Annotated in this window: 13 protein-coding genes; 3 read left to right on the forward strand and 10 right to left on the reverse strand. The window is 59.3% G+C overall.

Annotated features, from left to right (window positions below; all coding sequences use genetic code 11):
* Nucleotides 1-144 precede the first annotated feature (144 nt).
* Nucleotides 145-843: an NAD(P)H-flavin reductase gene (gene fre / locus GWQ22_RS14100; RefSeq protein WP_042036076.1), complete on the forward strand. Its 699-nt coding sequence runs from the start codon at nt 145-147 to the stop codon at nt 841-843.
* Between the two features lie 139 nt (nt 844-982).
* Here fre and GWQ22_RS14105 read toward each other — a convergent pair whose 3' ends face one another.
* The gene (locus GWQ22_RS14105; protein ID WP_042867376.1) at nt 983-1,240 is read right to left on the reverse strand and encodes an accessory factor UbiK family protein; all 258 of its coding nucleotides are present in this window, start codon (nt 1,238-1,240) and stop codon (nt 983-985) included.
* 301 nt (nt 1,241-1,541) lie between these two features.
* Here GWQ22_RS14105 and GWQ22_RS14110 point away from each other — a divergent pair, with 301 nt between their 5' ends.
* On the forward strand, nt 1,542-3,962 hold the full coding sequence (locus tag GWQ22_RS14110) for a VolA/Pla-1 family phospholipase (RefSeq protein ID WP_275930692.1): 2,421 nt from the start codon (nt 1,542-1,544) through the stop codon (nt 3,960-3,962).
* A 72-nt stretch (nt 3,963-4,034) separates the two neighbouring features.
* On the opposite strand, the gene glpG is transcribed toward GWQ22_RS14110, so the two are convergent.
* From glpG to GWQ22_RS14145, 7 genes are all read right to left on the reverse strand, one after another.
* A complete protein-coding gene (glpG, locus tag GWQ22_RS14115; RefSeq protein WP_042036117.1) occupies nt 4,035-4,868 on the reverse strand; it encodes a rhomboid family intramembrane serine protease GlpG in 834 nt (277 codons plus the stop codon).
* A gap of 29 nt (nt 4,869-4,897) precedes the next feature.
* Nucleotides 4,898-5,221 (reverse strand): thiosulfate sulfurtransferase GlpE, encoded by a 324-nt coding sequence (gene glpE / locus GWQ22_RS14120; protein WP_042036079.1) that lies wholly within the window; start codon nt 5,219-5,221, stop codon nt 4,898-4,900.
* Between the two features lie 124 nt (nt 5,222-5,345).
* Nucleotides 5,346-6,047: an ATP-binding cassette domain-containing protein gene (locus GWQ22_RS14125; protein ID WP_042036080.1), complete on the reverse strand. Its 702-nt coding sequence runs from the start codon at nt 6,045-6,047 to the stop codon at nt 5,346-5,348.
* Between the two features lie 16 nt (nt 6,048-6,063).
* Nucleotides 6,064-6,837, reverse strand: coding sequence for a high-affinity branched-chain amino acid ABC transporter ATP-binding protein LivG (gene livG, locus GWQ22_RS14130; RefSeq protein ID WP_042036082.1), 774 nt, complete (start codon nt 6,835-6,837; stop codon nt 6,064-6,066).
* On the reverse strand, nt 6,834-8,102 hold the full coding sequence (locus tag GWQ22_RS14135) for a high-affinity branched-chain amino acid ABC transporter permease LivM (RefSeq protein WP_042036083.1): 1,269 nt from the start codon (nt 8,100-8,102) through the stop codon (nt 6,834-6,836). The genes livG and GWQ22_RS14135 overlap by 4 nt, the downstream gene beginning before the upstream one ends.
* A gap of 97 nt (nt 8,103-8,199) precedes the next feature.
* Complete coding sequence (livH, locus tag GWQ22_RS14140; protein ID WP_108535676.1) at nt 8,200-9,126, reverse strand: high-affinity branched-chain amino acid ABC transporter permease LivH; 927 nt, start codon at nt 9,124-9,126, stop codon at nt 8,200-8,202.
* 64 nt (nt 9,127-9,190) lie between these two features.
* Complete coding sequence (locus GWQ22_RS14145) at nt 9,191-10,312, reverse strand: branched-chain amino acid ABC transporter substrate-binding protein (RefSeq protein WP_275930693.1); 1,122 nt, start codon at nt 10,310-10,312, stop codon at nt 9,191-9,193.
* 435 nt (nt 10,313-10,747) lie between these two features.
* Here GWQ22_RS14145 and GWQ22_RS14150 point away from each other — a divergent pair, with 435 nt between their 5' ends.
* Nucleotides 10,748-11,752, forward strand: a complete 1,005-nt coding sequence (locus tag GWQ22_RS14150; protein ID WP_042036086.1) for a substrate-binding domain-containing protein — start codon at nt 10,748-10,750, stop codon at nt 11,750-11,752.
* A gap of 69 nt (nt 11,753-11,821) precedes the next feature.
* On the opposite strand, the gene GWQ22_RS14155 is transcribed toward GWQ22_RS14150, so the two are convergent.
* On the reverse strand, nt 11,822-13,147 hold the full coding sequence (locus tag GWQ22_RS14155) for a 6-phospho-alpha-glucosidase (RefSeq protein WP_275930694.1): 1,326 nt from the start codon (nt 13,145-13,147) through the stop codon (nt 11,822-11,824).
* The gene (locus GWQ22_RS14160) at nt 13,144-14,733 is read right to left on the reverse strand and encodes an alpha-glucoside-specific PTS transporter subunit IIBC (protein WP_275930695.1); all 1,590 of its coding nucleotides are present in this window, start codon (nt 14,731-14,733) and stop codon (nt 13,144-13,146) included. Before GWQ22_RS14160 ends, GWQ22_RS14155 begins: the two co-directional genes overlap by 4 nt.
* Nucleotides 14,734-15,093 lie beyond the last annotated feature (360 nt).

Here is a 15,093-nt window from a genome sequence, read left to right on the forward strand (position 1 = left end):
GCTACCGCCGTTCGGGTACAAAAGGTTGATGATCTCCGGGCGGAATTGGGTATGCTCGGGAAACCTGACCAGCTGCACTGGTCGTGAATCTACAGTGAATCAATGAGCGAAAGCGGGCCGAGCGAGCCCGTCACAAGGATAAGAATGCAACGTATCAAGTGCCGCGTAGAGGAACTGCGCGAATATGTCGACACCATCTGGCACGTGGCCCTGACGCCGCAGCAAGCGGTCAGCTTCAAGCCGGGCCAGTATCTGCTGGTGGTGATGAGCGATTCGGACAAACGCCCCTTCTCCATCGCCAACTCACCGACCCGCCCTGGGGTACTGGAGCTGCAGATCGGCGCCACCCCCGAGAACGCTTATGCAGGTCAGGTGCTGGCCCGCATGCGCGAGCAGGGAGAGATAGAGATCGAACTGGCGGCAGGCAAGGCCTTCCTGCGGGAAGAGTCGCCCCGTCCGTTGATCCTGATGGCGGGGGGCACCGGTTTTTCCTATGCCCGTTCCATTCTGGAGTTCCTGATAGACACCGGCAGCAAGCGCCCCGTCTTCGTCTACTGGGGGGTGCGCCAGGCGCACTGGCTCTATGAACAGGAGCAGATGCAGCAGTGGGAGCGCGACTATGCACCGCTGACCTTCATCCCTGTGGTGCAGGAGCCGGAAAGCGACTGGACCGGCAAGACGGGTCTGGTGCACAAGGCCATCATGGATGACTTCGTCAGTCTGCATGACTACGACATCTATGTGGCTGGCCGTTTCGAGATGGCTGGAGCGGCGCGAGAGGAGTTCAAGATCCTCGGTGCCGAGCCTGAGCGCATCTTCGGCGATGCCTACGAGTTCATCTGAGTTGAGCGTGCGAATCGGTAGGCATCAAAGCGGTGTCAGTCGTATATGACGGCCGATGGCGCTCGAGCTTCAGAAACAACAAACCCCAGCCTGGCTGGGGTTTGTTTTATGCGCCGTGCGAGCCGGCGGTGTCAGCGTGTTACTCGCCTTTGGCACCGAGCTGCTGTTCCAGCTGCGTCAGCTTGGCCTCGAGGGCGGTCAGCTTCTCGCGGGTGCGCAGCAGCACCTTGGTCTGCACGTCAAACTCCTCGCGACTGACCAGATCCAGCTTGTTGAGCTGGGACTGCAATACCTGACGGATCTTCTTTTCCACCTCTTCACCCATGCTGCGAATGCCGGGCGGCAGGGAGTTGTGCACCTGTTTGGCGATCTCTTCCAGTTTCTTCGGGTCGATCATGTGGTTCTCCTTAAGCAATGGCGACATTCTACCGACAATTAAGCCGCTTTGCCGAGATCGGGGTGGCTTTTTGCCATCAGGAGCTGGGGGCGTTGCTGGTCGGGTCTGGTATCCGGAGTGAAGCTGTTAACCTATCGGGTCCCGTTTCTATTCCAATTCCTTGATGTTGTACACAAAAAAAGCAGATCAGATGACCGACCAGACGCTTAAAAAATGTTGCGTTGCTGTTAATATGGTTCGGTCGGGTTTTCACCCTACCCCGTCAGCACATCATGGATAACAACTAAAAAGAGATAAGGATATGAAAAAGAAGCTAATTTATGCCGCAGTTGTCAGTGCCCTGTTGGCTGGCTGTGGTGGCAGTGATGATAACAAAGGCGACACTTCAAGCTATCTCGACTATCTGTTGACCGGTTCCAACGCAGTGCGCCCCAGTGCCCTGGCGGCCCGGGCCAGCGATGGTACCCTGAAATTCTCCACCGAGACCGCAGATCTCTCCAACCCTGTTTCCGCCATGTCGACGCTGGATGGTTGGTCTACGACCCAGGCTATCCAGATCGTGCCTGTTACCTCCTCCGGCATCACGGTTCAGGCACCGACGGCGGCCGAGTTTGGCGCTTCAGTGGCTCCGCTCTACCTGCTGGAGTTGACCTTCGACAGCACGGCGCTGCGCCCGAGCGGCGTGAAGACGGTGCTGACCTACGGTGTGGACTTCGTGGTGGCCGCCTCGGCCGGCAAGCTGAACCTGGTTCCGCTCAAGCCGTTGAACCCCTCCTCCTATTACATGATAGTGGCCACTGATTCGCTGAAAGACAGTCGCGGCGATGCCCTCAAGGCAGGCAGTGACTACGGCAACTACAAGAACAACGCCGGCAGCAATGCCCAGGAGCAGACCATCAACGGTCTGATCGCGCTGCAGGAAGGGCTGTTCAAGGCCGCGACCGGCATCGCCACGGACCATGTGATCTTCTCCGACTGGTTCGGTACCCAATCCGGCGCCGATGTGCTGGTGGCGGTGAAGAGTGCCGCCGCTTCCGTGCTGAAGAGCCCGACTCTGGACGCCGCATCGCTGTGGAAACAGGATGCCCTGGGCAACACCAGCCTGCCCGGCACCTATACCCTGGCCGTGACCGGCAGCAACACCTTCCTGACCCAGCTGGACAATGAGCAGTTCCTGCCGCAGGAGCAGAAGGGTGCCATTGCCGCCGCCGTTGCCGCCAGCCCGACGCTGACCGGCATCGCCGGCATGACGCAGGTCTACACCGGTAGCGTCAAGCTCCCTTACTTCCTCTCTACCCCAGCGACCGCCGGTTCATGGGACAAGGCCAAGACCCAGTCCTGGCACGGTGCCATCCCCAGCCTGTACGCCATCGCCAATGCGCTGAAAGCGTCTGACAGCGAAGTGATCGCCGGGCTGGTGGGGGCGGGCGTGGATCCGGCCCTGCTGGGTGAGCTGATTGCCGATCCGACCCGCCAGAGCGAGCTGCTGGCCGAGGCGAGCAAGCTGATCGGGGTGACGCTCACTTCCGGCGGCAAGCCGCTGGATGCCGAGCGCAATATCGGTCGCTTCAACCCGCTGCCGATGCTGGAAGAGGTGCAATCCGTGCCGATGCGGATATTTGCCGCAACCAATGACCTGAAGACCATCACAGATGTGATCATCTATCAGCACGGCGTCACCTCCATCAAAGAGGACTCCTATGCGCTGGCACTGGGCCAGATCGGCGCGGGCATGGGGGTAAGTAAAAAGGTGGCTGTAGTGGTGATCGATCATCCGCTGCACGGTGAGCGTGGCTATGCCCTAAGTGGCAGCACGGATACCGTCACCACCTCCGACAATCCGATGCCGTACCTGAACCTGAGCTACCTGACTGTGGCGCGGGACAACCTGAAACAGAGCGTGGCGGATCTGCTGGGCCTGCGTCTGGCGGTTGGCCTGGCCAACGCCCAAGGGGCCATCGGGACGGCCGGCAGCCTCAAGGTGCATTTCCTCGGCCACTCGCTGGGGGCCATTGCCGGAGCCAATCTGCTGGCAGTAGCCAACCAGCCCATAGGCAACGCGCAGGCGGATGCCCTGTTCAAGTTCGACACCGGTGGCCTGGCCATGCCGGGTGGCGGCATAGCGCCGCTGTTGCTGAACTCGCCGGCCTTCGGCCCGACCATCAAGATGGGCGTGCTGACCGGCGGCAGTGCCGAGCTGAAGGCCGGTTTCGCCGCCTATGCTCCCAACTGCCAAACGGCGGTGCCGACCTGCTTCGTCAACGAGTTCCTGCCGAGCCTGGACGCGGCCACTCAGGCGACCGCAGCCAGCACGCTGCAGAGCTACAGCTTCGCGGCTCAATCGCTGCTGGATTCGGCTGACCCGATCAACCTCGGTCGCGGCATCAAGGCGGACTTCCCGCTGTTTGCCACCGAGATCGTGGGTGACGGTGCGCTGAGCCTATCGGATCAGGTGATCCCGAACAGCATTGCGTCCGCGCCGCTGGGTGGTACCGAGCCGTTGTTCAAGGTGCTGGCACTGCAGCCCCTGACCGCCACCGGCGCGGCCAGCCGCAACGCGGCCCGCTTCGTGGCCGGTGGTCACAGCTCGCTGCTGGCACCGGACGAGAACTTCGACCCGAGCGGTGACGTCACCACAGAGATGCAGTCACAATTTGGCAGCTTCTTCATGAGTGGCGGTACCCTGGTCCAGGTGACCAATGGCAGCTTGCTCAAGCAGTAAGCCAGTCGGCTAATAAGAACGCCGCCCTTCGGGGCGGCGTTTTCGTTTCTGCGACTGGGGCAGGGCAAACCGTCAGGCTGGCTGGTGGTTTCTGTCCAGCCAGCCTTGCAGCAGACCGACCAGCAGACCCACCAGATGAGCCATGTTGGCCGTGCTGGTGCCGAGCAAGTCGAAGAAACCGAGCACCAGCCAGAACAGCATGAAACCCATCAGCGCCGGTGGCAGAGTGAGGCCGCAGGCCGGTTGCAGCTTGCCGCGCAGCCAGCAGTAGCCGAGCAGGGCATAGACAACGCCGGAGAGGCCGCCAAACCGCGGGCCACTGACGAAGAACTCGGCGATGTTGGGCAGGGCAGCCCCCACCAGCAGCAGGATCAGCAGCTTGCCGCTGCCGAGGCGCTGCTCTATCTGGCCCCCCAGATACCACCACCACAGCAGGTTGAACACCAGGTGCAGCACCGAGAAGTGGATAAAAGCCGGGGTGAAGTAACGCCACGCCTGCCAGTCGGTAAACTGGGCCATGGTCAGGTGGAACGCCAGCTCGTCAAAGATCGGCAGGCCGATGGCATTCAGCGCATAGATGGCCAGACAGGCAATGATCACCACCAGGGTCAGCGGCCCCGCCTGATGGAGGAAGTCGGTGATGGGATCCGTCATTCCCTTGCTGTAGTCGATGCGGGCATCGGCGCTGCCTGATTGCCAGGAGGCCTCCATGTAGCGCGGATGGGTCGGCTCGGCCAGGAAGCGCTTCACCTCCAGCTGGGCCTGGGCGAGGCGCTGCTCGTCCGCCAGCCAGACCGAGACGCCGAGCTCGGACTGGGTCAGCTCGCAGGAGATGCCCAGCGTCGCAAGGTAGTCCACCAGCGCCTGGGCCATGCGGGCGTTATCGAGCACCAGCAGCTGGATCATGCCGGTTGAGGAAGACTTGCCCGCCCCTGTCATGCGTCGCCTGCCTGAACGGGGAATGCTTTGCGCCACGCCTCGAAGCCGCCATCCAGGCTGTAGACCTGGTCATAGCCCTGTTGCAGCAGATACTGGGCTGCCCCCTGGCTGCTGTTGCCGTGATAGCAGATCACTATCACGGGGGTATCGAAATCCACCTCATCCATGAAGCGCACCAGGGTGCCATTGGTGAGGTGGAAGGCGCCGACCGCGTGGGCAGCCTCGAAGGATTGCGGATCGCGAATATCCACGAGGCGGGCTTCACCAGCGCTGAGCTTCTGGTGGGCATCATGGGCACTGATATGGGCAAACTGGTCCATTGAGAGGTCCTGCGAATAGGTTGATTACCGGTCAGTGTACCGCAAGCCGGGGCGCAAACTAACCCCACAAAAGATAAGGGAGCCAGCGGCTCCCTTGTCATTATGGTGAACGTCGACACGCCTGTCAGCCGCCGAGATAAGCCTGCCGCACGGCCGGGTTGGCGAGCAGGGCTGCGCCTGTGTCATGCAGTACCACATGGCCGTTCTCCAGCACATAGCCCCGATCGGCCAGCTTGAGTGCCTGGTTGGCGTTCTGCTCCACCAGGAAGATGGTCATTCCCTTCTGGCGCAGCTGCTCTATGGTGTCGAAGATCTGCTGGATGACGATGGGGGCCAGCCCCAGTGAGGGTTCATCCAGCAGCAGCAGGCGCGGCTTGCTCATCAGGGCGCGGCCGATGGCCAGCATCTGCTGTTCGCCGCCTGACATGGTGCCGGCCCGCTGCTCCAGCCGTTCGTGCAGCCGCGGGAACAGAGTGAACACCTGATCCAGCAGCCCATGCTGTTCGGCCTTGTCGACGAAGAAGGCACCCATCAGCAGGTTCTCCTGCACCGTCAGGCGGGCGAAGATGCGACGCCCCTCCGGCACCACGGCGATGTCCTTGCGCATGATGCGGGCCGTGGTGAGGGAGCTTATCTGCTCCCCCTCGAACCAGATGCTGCCGCTGCTGGGCTTGGGCTCGCCGCACAGGGTCATCAGCAAGGTGGTCTTACCGGCGCCGTTGGCGCCGATCAGGGTGACGATTTCCCCCTCTTTCACCTCAACGCTGACGTCATGTAGTGCCTGGATCTTGCCGTAGTGGGTCGATACGTTGCGAAGTTCTAACATCGTGACTCCTTGGGTCCTACGATTCGCCCAGATAGGCCTTGATCACGGCCGGATTGTTGCGGATCTCATCCGGCTTGCCGTGGGCCAGCGGGGTGCCCTGATTGACCACGAAAATGCGGTTGGAGATGCCCATCACCAGCTTCATGTCGTGTTCGATAAGCAGCACAGAGACGCCAAATTCGTCCCGCAGGTTGATGATCAGCTCGTTCAGCTCATCGGTTTCGTGCGGGTTGAGGCCGGCGGCTGGCTCGTCCAGCATCAGCAGATCGGGCCGGGTTGCCATGCAGCGGGCGATTTCGAGCCGGCGTTGCTGGCCATAGGCCAGGTTGCCGGCGGTGCGATTGGAGAGATCCTTGAGGCCCACTTTTTCCAGCCAGAAGGCGGCGTGTTCCAGCCCCTCCTGCTCGGCACGGCGAAAGGCCGGGGTCTTGAACAGGCCGGCGATGAAACTGGTGTTGAGGTGGCGATGCTGGGCCACCAGCAGGTTCTCCACCGCCGTCATCTCCTTGAACAGCCGCACATGCTGGAAGGTGCGTACTATCCCCTTGCGGGCGATGAGGTGACCGGGCAGCCCCTGGATCTCCTCACCCTTGTAGCGAATAACGCCGCCGCTCGGGCGATAGAAGCCGGTCAGGCAGTTGAAGACGGTCGTCTTGCCCGCGCCATTGGGGCCAATGATGGAGATCACCTCCCCTTTGTCTATGTCCAGCTTGACGCCGTTGACTGCGAGCAGCCCACCGAAGCGCATCGACAGATCAGAGACGTCCAACAACTTCTGATGAGTGCTCATTTCTGTAGCTCCAGGTGAGGTCTGGTCATCGGCAGCAGTCCCTGTGGTCGCCAGATCATCATGAACACCATCAGCAGCCCGAACATCAGCATGCGGTACTCGTTGAATTCACGGGCCAGCTCCGGCAGCACCGTCATCACGATAGCGGCCAGCACCACCCCGATCTGGGAGCCCATGCCCCCCAGCACCACAATCGCAAGGACGATGGCCGACTCGATAAAGACGAAGGATTCCGGGCTGATAAAGCCCTGGCGCGAGGCGAAGAAGCTACCGGCGAAACCGGCAAAGGTGGCGCCAATGGTGAAGGCGGTCAGCTTGATGATGGTGGGGTTGAGCCCCAGTGACTTGCAGGCGATTTCGTCCTCCCGCAGTGCTTCCCAGGCGCGGCCCAGCGGCATGCGCAGCAACCGGTTGATGACGAACAGGGTGGCCACCACCAGCACCAGCGCCATCAGGTAGAGGAAGATCACCTTGTGGTTGGCGTTGTAGGCGATGCCGAAGAAGTCGTGGAAGGTGCCAAAGCCACCGTCCTTGACGGTGCGGTTGAACTCCAGGCCACCGAGCGTCGGTTTGGGAATGCCGGAGATGCCGTTCGGGCCGCCGGTGAGGCTGGTCATGTTGTTGAGCAGAATGCGAATGATCTCGCCAAAGCCCAGGGTGACGATGGCTAGGTAATCTCCCCGCAGCCGCAACACAGGAAAGCCGAGCAGGAAGCCGAAGGTAGCCGCCATCAGGCCCGCGATGGGCAGACACTCCCAGAAGCTCAGCCCGAAATAGGTGTTGAGCAGGGCATAGCTGTAGGCGCCGACCGCGTAGAAGCCGACATAGCCCAGATCGAGCAGACCGGCCAGGCCCACCACCACGTTCAGCCCCAGTCCCAGCATGATGTAGATCAGGGTGAGGGTGGCGAGATCGATGGCGCCTCGCGAGGCCATGAAGGGCCAGCTGACCGCAAACAGCAGCACCAGCACGGCGGTGAGGTTATAGAGCTTTGGTGCCTCTTCCGGGCTTGGCAGCACCAGCTTGTTGAAGCCGATGGAGAAGCCGCTGATGGAGCCGTTGAACAGCCGGCTGATCTGGCCGCGCAACATCTGGAACCAGAATACCAGGGCGGCACCGCCCACCAGCCAGGCCAGTGACACGTCGAGGCGGCTGATGACCAGCAAACGGGTGCCGTCGGTCTCGAGCTTGAAACCGAGCAACCAGAAGGAGAGCACCAGCAATACCAGGCTGGCGATGCAAGCGTGAATGAATTGGCTTTTCATCAGTCTTTCTCCCCTTCCGGTCGGCCGAGAATGTCGCTGATGGACATGAAGAGCCGCATCAGACAGGAGACAGGTGCATGAATACATTGAGGTTTTATCATACTTTTTCGACCTCCGGGCGACCCAGAATGCCGGTGGGCATGAACAGCAAGACGCCGATCAGCAGGACGAAGGCCATCACGTCCTTGTACTCGGTGCTGAGATAACCGGCGGTGAGTGCTTCCACCACCCCCAGCAGCAGGCCGCCAAGCACGGCGCCGGGAATGCTGCCTATGCCACCCAATACCGCTGCAGTGAAGGCCTTCAGGCCAGCCATAAAGCCGAGGTAGGGGTTGATGACGCCGTAATACATGCCGAGCAGCACGCCCGCGACGGCGGCCAGGGTGGCCCCCAGCACGAAGGTGATGGAGATGACCACGTGGGTATCTATCCCCAGCAGGTTGGCCATCTTGATATCTTCCGAACAGGCGCGGCAGGCACGGCCCATGCGGGAGCGGCCGATGAACTGGGTCAGTACCAGCATGGTGATGAAGGTCACCACGAAGATGATGAGCTGCATGTAGGAGAGGCTGGCCTGGAAGCCGTCCCCGGCGCCCAGGGTCCAGCCCCCGGAGATCAGGGTAGGCATGGCGATATCACGCGAGCCCTGCGCCATTCGCATCATGTTCTGCAAGAAGATCGACATGCCGATGGCGGAGATGAGGGGGATGAGGCGGTTGCCACCCCGCAGCGGGCGATAGGCGACCCGCTCTATGGTCCAGCCATAGGTTCCCGTGATGATAATGCTGACCAGGAAGGCGCCTCCCAGCAGCAGGAAGGTGCTGTCGATGCCCATCATCATGAGCCCGGCCATCACCATAAACGCGACATAGGAACCAATCATGTAAACCTCGCCGTGAGCGAAGTTGATCATGCCGATGATGCCATAGACCATGGTGTAGCCAATGGCGATCAACGCATAGGTGCTACCTATGGTTAACCCGTTCAGCAGCTGCTGAACCAGGTAAAGGAGGTGTTCGGACATACTGCGATCCCTGTGCTTGCCCGCAAAGAAAAGAGGGGTGACTCATGTCACCCCGACCGGCAGATTATTTGACTTGGGTGGAGGTACCGTCGGCGTGCCACTGGAACACACCGAATTCAAAGCCTTTCAGGTCACCACTCGGCGCCCAGCTCAGGGTGCCCATGACGGTATCGATCGGTGTGGCCTTGATGGCGGCAGCGACCGCAGCCGGGTCATCCTCACCCGCCTTGGCAATACCGGCCGCCAGGGTCTGCACCGCAGCATAGGTAGTCCACACGAAGGGACCGGAAGAGTCCTGACCCTTGGCCTTGAACGCCGCCACCAGCGGGGCGTTGGTCGGCACCAGATCGTACTTGTTCGGCAGGGTTACCAGCAGACCTTCGGAAGCCGGGCCACCGATGGCGGAGATGTCCTTGTTGCCTACCCCTTCCGGACCCATGAACTTGGCTTTCAGCCCCTTCTCCCCTGCCTGACGCAGGATCAGACCCAGCTCAGGGTGGTAGCCGCCGTAGTAGACGAAATCGACGTTCTCTTTCTGCAGCTTGGCGATCAGGGCGGAGAAGTCCTTGTCACCGGCCGTGACGCCTTCAAACGCCACCACTTTCACGCCAGCCTTGTCCAGAGATGTCTTCACGCTGGTGGCGATGCCTTCACCGTACTGTTTCTTGTCGTGGATAATGGCCACGCGCTTGGGCTTGACCTGATCGATGATGTACTTGGCGGCGGTCGGGCCCTGGTCGCTGTCCAGACCTATGGTGCGCAGCACCAGCTGATAGCCGCGCTCGGTGATCTTGGGGTTGGTGGAGGCGGGGGTGATCATCAGCACGCCTTCATCTTCATAGATGTCGGAGGCGGGCAGGGTGTTGTCTGAGCAGAGGTGGCCGACCACGAACTTGACACCGTCGTTGATCACCTTGTTGGCGACCGCCACGGCCTGCTTGGGATCGCAGGCGTCGTCATAGATGATGGCTTCGATCTGCTTGCCATTGATGCCGCCAGCCTTGTTGATTTGCTCGACCGCCATCTTGCCGCCGGTGAACTGCATGTCACCATACTGGGCGACCGCGCCGGTGACCGGACCGGCAATGCCGATCTTGATGGTGTCAGCCGCCTGGGCCTGTGATACCGATCCGAACAGAGCCATAGAAACCGCTGCCCTGACTGCCATTTTGCTCAACTTATTCATCGATTCGTCCCTTAATCAGTGGATTGTTTCATTGCCCGTGTGCCATTCCGGACCGAGATCCCGCCAGTCCGGTAATAGTTATGGTTCTATCATTCCTCGCTGGGCAATAACAAGCTGTTAAAGATACTAACCAGAGCGGGTGAAATAGTGCTTTTTTGAAGCAAATAGCTGATTTGAAATTATTTTTTAGACGTTAATACTGACCTGTGGAGTTAACATCTTCATAACAAGGTGTGCTGGTGACAGATGGTAGATGAAAAAACTGATGATATTTTACTCTGACACTGCTCCCGTTTTGACCAAAATCCGTTTGCGCAAATAGAAAGGAGCACCTAGATTAGCCTGCATTGACAATTCATCGGCAGTGCCTGTTAAAACCAAGCCTTTATTTGGGAAATCTGCTAATGTTCCGCTTTTGATATTCAGGAGACAGAGATGGCCACTATCAAGGATGTCGCCTCACGGGCAGGCGTATCCATCTCCACCGTCTCACATGTACTCAATCACACCCGTCGGGTCAGCGAAGATGCAACCCAAAAAGTGCTTGAGGCGGTGGCAGAACTCAACTACGCGCCCAACTCGGTAGCGCGCAGCCTCAAGATAAACTCAACCAAAACCATAGGCATGCTGGTCACCACCAGTGCCAACCCCTTCTTTGCTGAAGTGGTGCAGGGGGTGGAAGCGTACTGTTTCGAACAGGGTTACAGCCTGATCCTGTGCAACACCGAAAACCAGCCGCCCCGCCAGCAGCATTACCTGAGAATGCTGATGGAGAAGCGGGTCGACGGCCTGCTGGTGCTGGGAACCGATATCGACACCCCGCTGCGTGACATGCTGCGCATTCACAAGAATGTGCCGCAGGTGGTGCTGGATTGGGGAACCGAGTGCGATTTCGCCAACGTGATCAACGACAACGCCCGTATAGGTGCGCGTCTGGCCGTGCGCCATCTGCTGGAGCAGGGACACACGGACATCGTCTGCATCACGGGCCAGATCGCCAAGCCGACTACCCAGCAGCGACTGGATGGGGTACGCGACGCCTTGGGCGAACATGGCCTGACCCTGAAAGACGCGCAGATCTTCGAAGGGGATTACGAGAGCCAGAGCGGCTTCGATGCCATGCAGCGCATCCTGGCCCTCACGCCTCGCCCGACGGCTGTGTTTGCCTTCGACGACCCCATGGCCATCGGTGCCATCTGCGCCGCCTGGGAAGCCGGGGTCAAGGTGCCGGACGACATCTCCATCATCGGCTATGACGACGTGGAAATGGCGCGCTTCTCCAGCCCGCCGCTCACCACCATTCGTCATCCCAAGGCCGAGCTTGGCCTGCTGGCGGTGAAGCACCTGGTGAGCCGGATCCGCAACAAGGCGCTGGAAGTCGAGTCCATGACGGTAGAGCCCGAACTGATCGTTCGTCGCTCGGTCAAATCCCTGCGCTGACCGAACAGCAGTCGTTGGGACCACGAAAAACCCCCTCGTTCACCGAGGGGGTTTTTGTTTATGGGCGATTTATTGCAGCGGCGGCCAGTAATCCTTGTTGGCGGCCACCAGGTCATCCAGGATGGCCTTCGCTACCGAGGCGCTCGGCACCGTTTTGGACAGGGTGATCGCCTGCCACAGCTTCTGGTAGGAGCGTTCGACCCAGGCTTCCACCACCAGCTTCTCGACCGCCACCTGCTGGCCCATCAAGCCCTGCTGGAACAGGGGGATAGTGCCGACCTGCAAGGGCTCCGGCCCGCTGCTGCCCACCAGGCAGGGGATCTCGACCATGGCTTCGGGGTCGAAGTTGCTGATGGCGCCCCGGTTCGGGACTATCAGCAGCATTCGCTCCTGGGTGTTGAAGGCGATGGCGGTGGCCAGATCCACTATATAAGAGGCGTGTTCGTCTATCTCCAGCTCGCCCGCTGCTGAGTGACCCGCCTTGACGATGGCACGGCAGGCGCTGAACACCTGTTTCTCGCGATGCTCCATCACCTCATTGGCGCGGGTATGCTCCGGGTTGGCATGGGCGACCACATAGTCCGGGTAGAGGTAGTACTTCAGGTAGGTGTTGGGCAGGGTATCCGGATCGAGCGCCCACACATCCCTGGCCTTGGCGAAGGTATCGTTCCAGCTTGCCTCGGCATGACTGGCGTGATCGGGCACATAGCCGTGGCGGGCGACATGCTCCTTGATCTGCGGCATCAGGTCGTTGCCTGCCAGATCCTCGATACGGGTCCACCAGCCGAAGTGGTTGAGGCCGTAATAGCGTACTCTCATCTCCTTGCGCGACTTGAGGCCGGCGATCTGGGCCATGCGCCCCTCGATCCCGATCGGCATGTCACAAATGTTCAGGATCTTGGCGTTGGGACGCAGGCGACGGGTTGCCTCTGCCACTATGGCTGCCGGGTTGGAGTAGTTCAGCATCCAGGCGTTGGGGGAGTACTGCTCCATGTAATCGACTAGCTCCAGCACGCCGCCGATGGAGCGCATGCCGTAAGCGATGCCGCCCGGGCCGCAGGTCTCCTGACCGACCACGCCGTGACGCAGGGGGATCTTCTCGTCCAGCTCGCGCATCGGGTATTTACCGACCCGGATGTGGGCCATGACAAAATCCACCTCGCTGAAGGCTGCCTTGGGGTCAGTGCCGTAGCTGAAGGCAATCTCGGGTGCCTTCTCCTTGAGCAGGATCCTGCATGCCTCGGCGATGACTTCCTGGCGGGCACCGTCGTTGTCGTAGAACTTGATCTCCTTGAGCGGGAAACGATGCTGGTTCTCCAGCAACATCAGAACGATACCAGGAGTAAAGGTGCTGCCGCCGCCGGCGATGACTACAGAGAATTTTTTCATGATCATGACTCCGTTACGAAAGAAGAGGATTGAGTGGGGTTGTTCATTATCGATTCCATATTTTCACGTACCTGAGGCACATGCAGACCGATAATAATTTGGATGCTGTCGCCATGGCGAACCACACCATGGGCGCCCAGTTGTTTGAAAATGTCATCTGCCGCCGCCTGGCTGGCATGTATCAGCGATATTCTTAAGCGGGTGGCACAATTATTCAGGCTCCTTATATTGTTACTGCCGCCGAGTGCCTCGATAATTTGAGTCGCAATATCACTGCCTCGTTGTTGTTTGGCTGCCTGATAATCCGCTTTGGAATACAGCTTTATTTCGCTGTCTTCCCGCCCCGGGGTTTTCAAATTAAATTTCAGGATCAGGCTTTTGAATATCAGGAACCAGAGCCCGGTGAACGCCAGGCCTATGGCTATCTGGGTAAACATCATGCTGGCATGGTTGTGGAACATGGGGATCCAGTTCTGCGGCAGGAACTGGTCGAGCAGGCCGCCGCCCATGTTGCCGACGACACCGAACAGGTACATGACGGTGGCCATGGTGGCGGCCAGCAGGGCGTGGATGGCAAACAGCAGCGGCGAGATGAAGAGGAAGGTGAACTCTAGCGGCTCTGTGATGCCGACCAGCATGGCGGTCAGAGTGGCCGGGATCAGCAGGCCTGCCACCTTGGCCTTGTTCTCTTTGGCTGCCGTTGCGTAGATGGCCAAGGCAATCCCCATGGCACCGAAAATCTTCGAGTTGCCATGCAGGGCAAAGCCACCCTGAGGGAACTGCTCAATCAGCGGGCGAGTGCTCTGGCTGAACTCCTGCAGATGCTGCGCCCAGTAGAGCTGGATGCCACCTTCCACTGCCGCAGGGCCGAAGATAAAGGGGCCATAGATAAAGTGATGCAGGCCGGTCGGGATCAAAATTCGCTCTAGGAAGGTATAGACCCAGACACCGAGCGGGCCCGAGATCAGCATGAACTCCTGCAGGGAGGCGATGCCCATCTGTACCTTGGGCCACCCCAGCAGGGTCAGCCAGGCGCAGGGGATCATCACGAAGAAGGCGACTATGGTGACAAACGAGCTGCCCTGAAAGATGCCGAGGAAGACCGGCAGCTGGCGGTCAAACAGGCGGTTGTGCAACGCCGTCACTATGCCGGAGATGACGATGGCACCTATGATGCTGGTATCCAGCGTCTTGATCCCGGCCACCATGGCGAGGCCACTTTCACCCCCCATATCCTGACTGAAGTCGACCCCGAAATAACTGCCCCAGGTGATCCCCATGGCGTTGATAAAATAGTTCCAGGTCATGAAGCTGACCAAAACGGAGAGACAGGCTCGTGCCTGCGCCTTATTTGCCAGTCCTATGGGCAAGCCAATGGCAAATATAAGTGGCATGTTTCTGAATACGGTCCAGCCACCCTCTTCAATAATATGGACTATTTGAAAGAACAACCCTTGCGGGTTGGCCAGCGACTCTCCCACGAACATGGGGTTTTTCAGCATGATTGCAATGCCCACTACCATACCTGCAAATGGAAACAGTAGTACAGGAGTAAACATTGCTCCGCCAAAGCGTTGAATTTGACTGAGCATATATTGTCCCTTTATTAAAAGCGTTTTTGATAGGGTGTCGTTGGTGTTGCTGCATTGAACCTAACAACAATGCGTCAAGCCCTCATGAAATAGATGGTGGTTATGTGATCCGGCGCATGCTCTTATTTAGACAAAGAGATCTAAATTTTGAGATATTGTTGTACCTCTTGTTTTTGTGACGTTCTTGTCGTTTTATTTGAATTTAAACTTATTTATTTTCAATTGCTTGGGCCCTTAGCCATCCCCTCATATGAGCGAGGCGTGGCGCGGCTTTCTGAGTATGATCGTCTGAATTGACCGACGAATACCGAGCGACAGCCCGCCATGTTCAATCACGACATCATCCTTAACCACATCGAT

It is taken from the genome of Aeromonas sp. 1HA1 (assembly GCF_029237385.1).
Lineage (GTDB): Bacteria > Pseudomonadota > Gammaproteobacteria > Enterobacterales > Aeromonadaceae > Aeromonas > Aeromonas popoffii.

Bases quoted from the DNA above. Each gene is read 5' to 3' on its own strand.
- GWQ22_RS14125 (WP_042036080.1), bottom strand. From the start codon at position 6,047: ATGTTAGAACTTCGCAACGTATCGACCCACTACGGCAAGATCCAGGCA.
- GWQ22_RS14150 (WP_042036086.1), top strand. From the start codon at position 10,748: ATGGCCACTATCAAGGATGTCGCCTCACGGGCAGGCGTATCCATCTCC.
- GWQ22_RS14135 (WP_042036083.1), bottom strand. From the start codon at position 8,102: ATGAAAAGCCAATTCATTCACGCTTGCATCGCCAGCCTGGTATTGCTG.
- GWQ22_RS14110 (WP_275930692.1), top strand. From the start codon at position 1,542: ATGAAAAAGAAGCTAATTTATGCCGCAGTTGTCAGTGCCCTGTTGGCT.
- GWQ22_RS14105 (WP_042867376.1), bottom strand. From the start codon at position 1,240: ATGATCGACCCGAAGAAACTGGAAGAGATCGCCAAACAGGTGCACAAC.
- GWQ22_RS14160 (WP_275930695.1), bottom strand. From the start codon at position 14,733: ATGCTCAGTCAAATTCAACGCTTTGGCGGAGCAATGTTTACTCCTGTA.
- livH (WP_108535676.1), bottom strand. From the start codon at position 9,126: ATGTCCGAACACCTCCTTTACCTGGTTCAGCAGCTGCTGAACGGGTTA.
- glpE (WP_042036079.1), bottom strand. From the start codon at position 5,221: ATGGACCAGTTTGCCCATATCAGTGCCCATGATGCCCACCAGAAGCTC.
- glpG (WP_042036117.1), bottom strand. From the start codon at position 4,868: ATGATCCAGCTGCTGGTGCTCGATAACGCCCGCATGGCCCAGGCGCTG.
- fre (WP_042036076.1), top strand. From the start codon at position 145: ATGCAACGTATCAAGTGCCGCGTAGAGGAACTGCGCGAATATGTCGAC.
- GWQ22_RS14155 (WP_275930694.1), bottom strand. From the start codon at position 13,147: ATGATCATGAAAAAATTCTCTGTAGTCATCGCCGGCGGCGGCAGCACC.
- livG (WP_042036082.1), bottom strand. From the start codon at position 6,837: ATGAGCACTCATCAGAAGTTGTTGGACGTCTCTGATCTGTCGATGCGC.
- GWQ22_RS14145 (WP_275930693.1), bottom strand. From the start codon at position 10,312: ATGAATAAGTTGAGCAAAATGGCAGTCAGGGCAGCGGTTTCTATGGCT.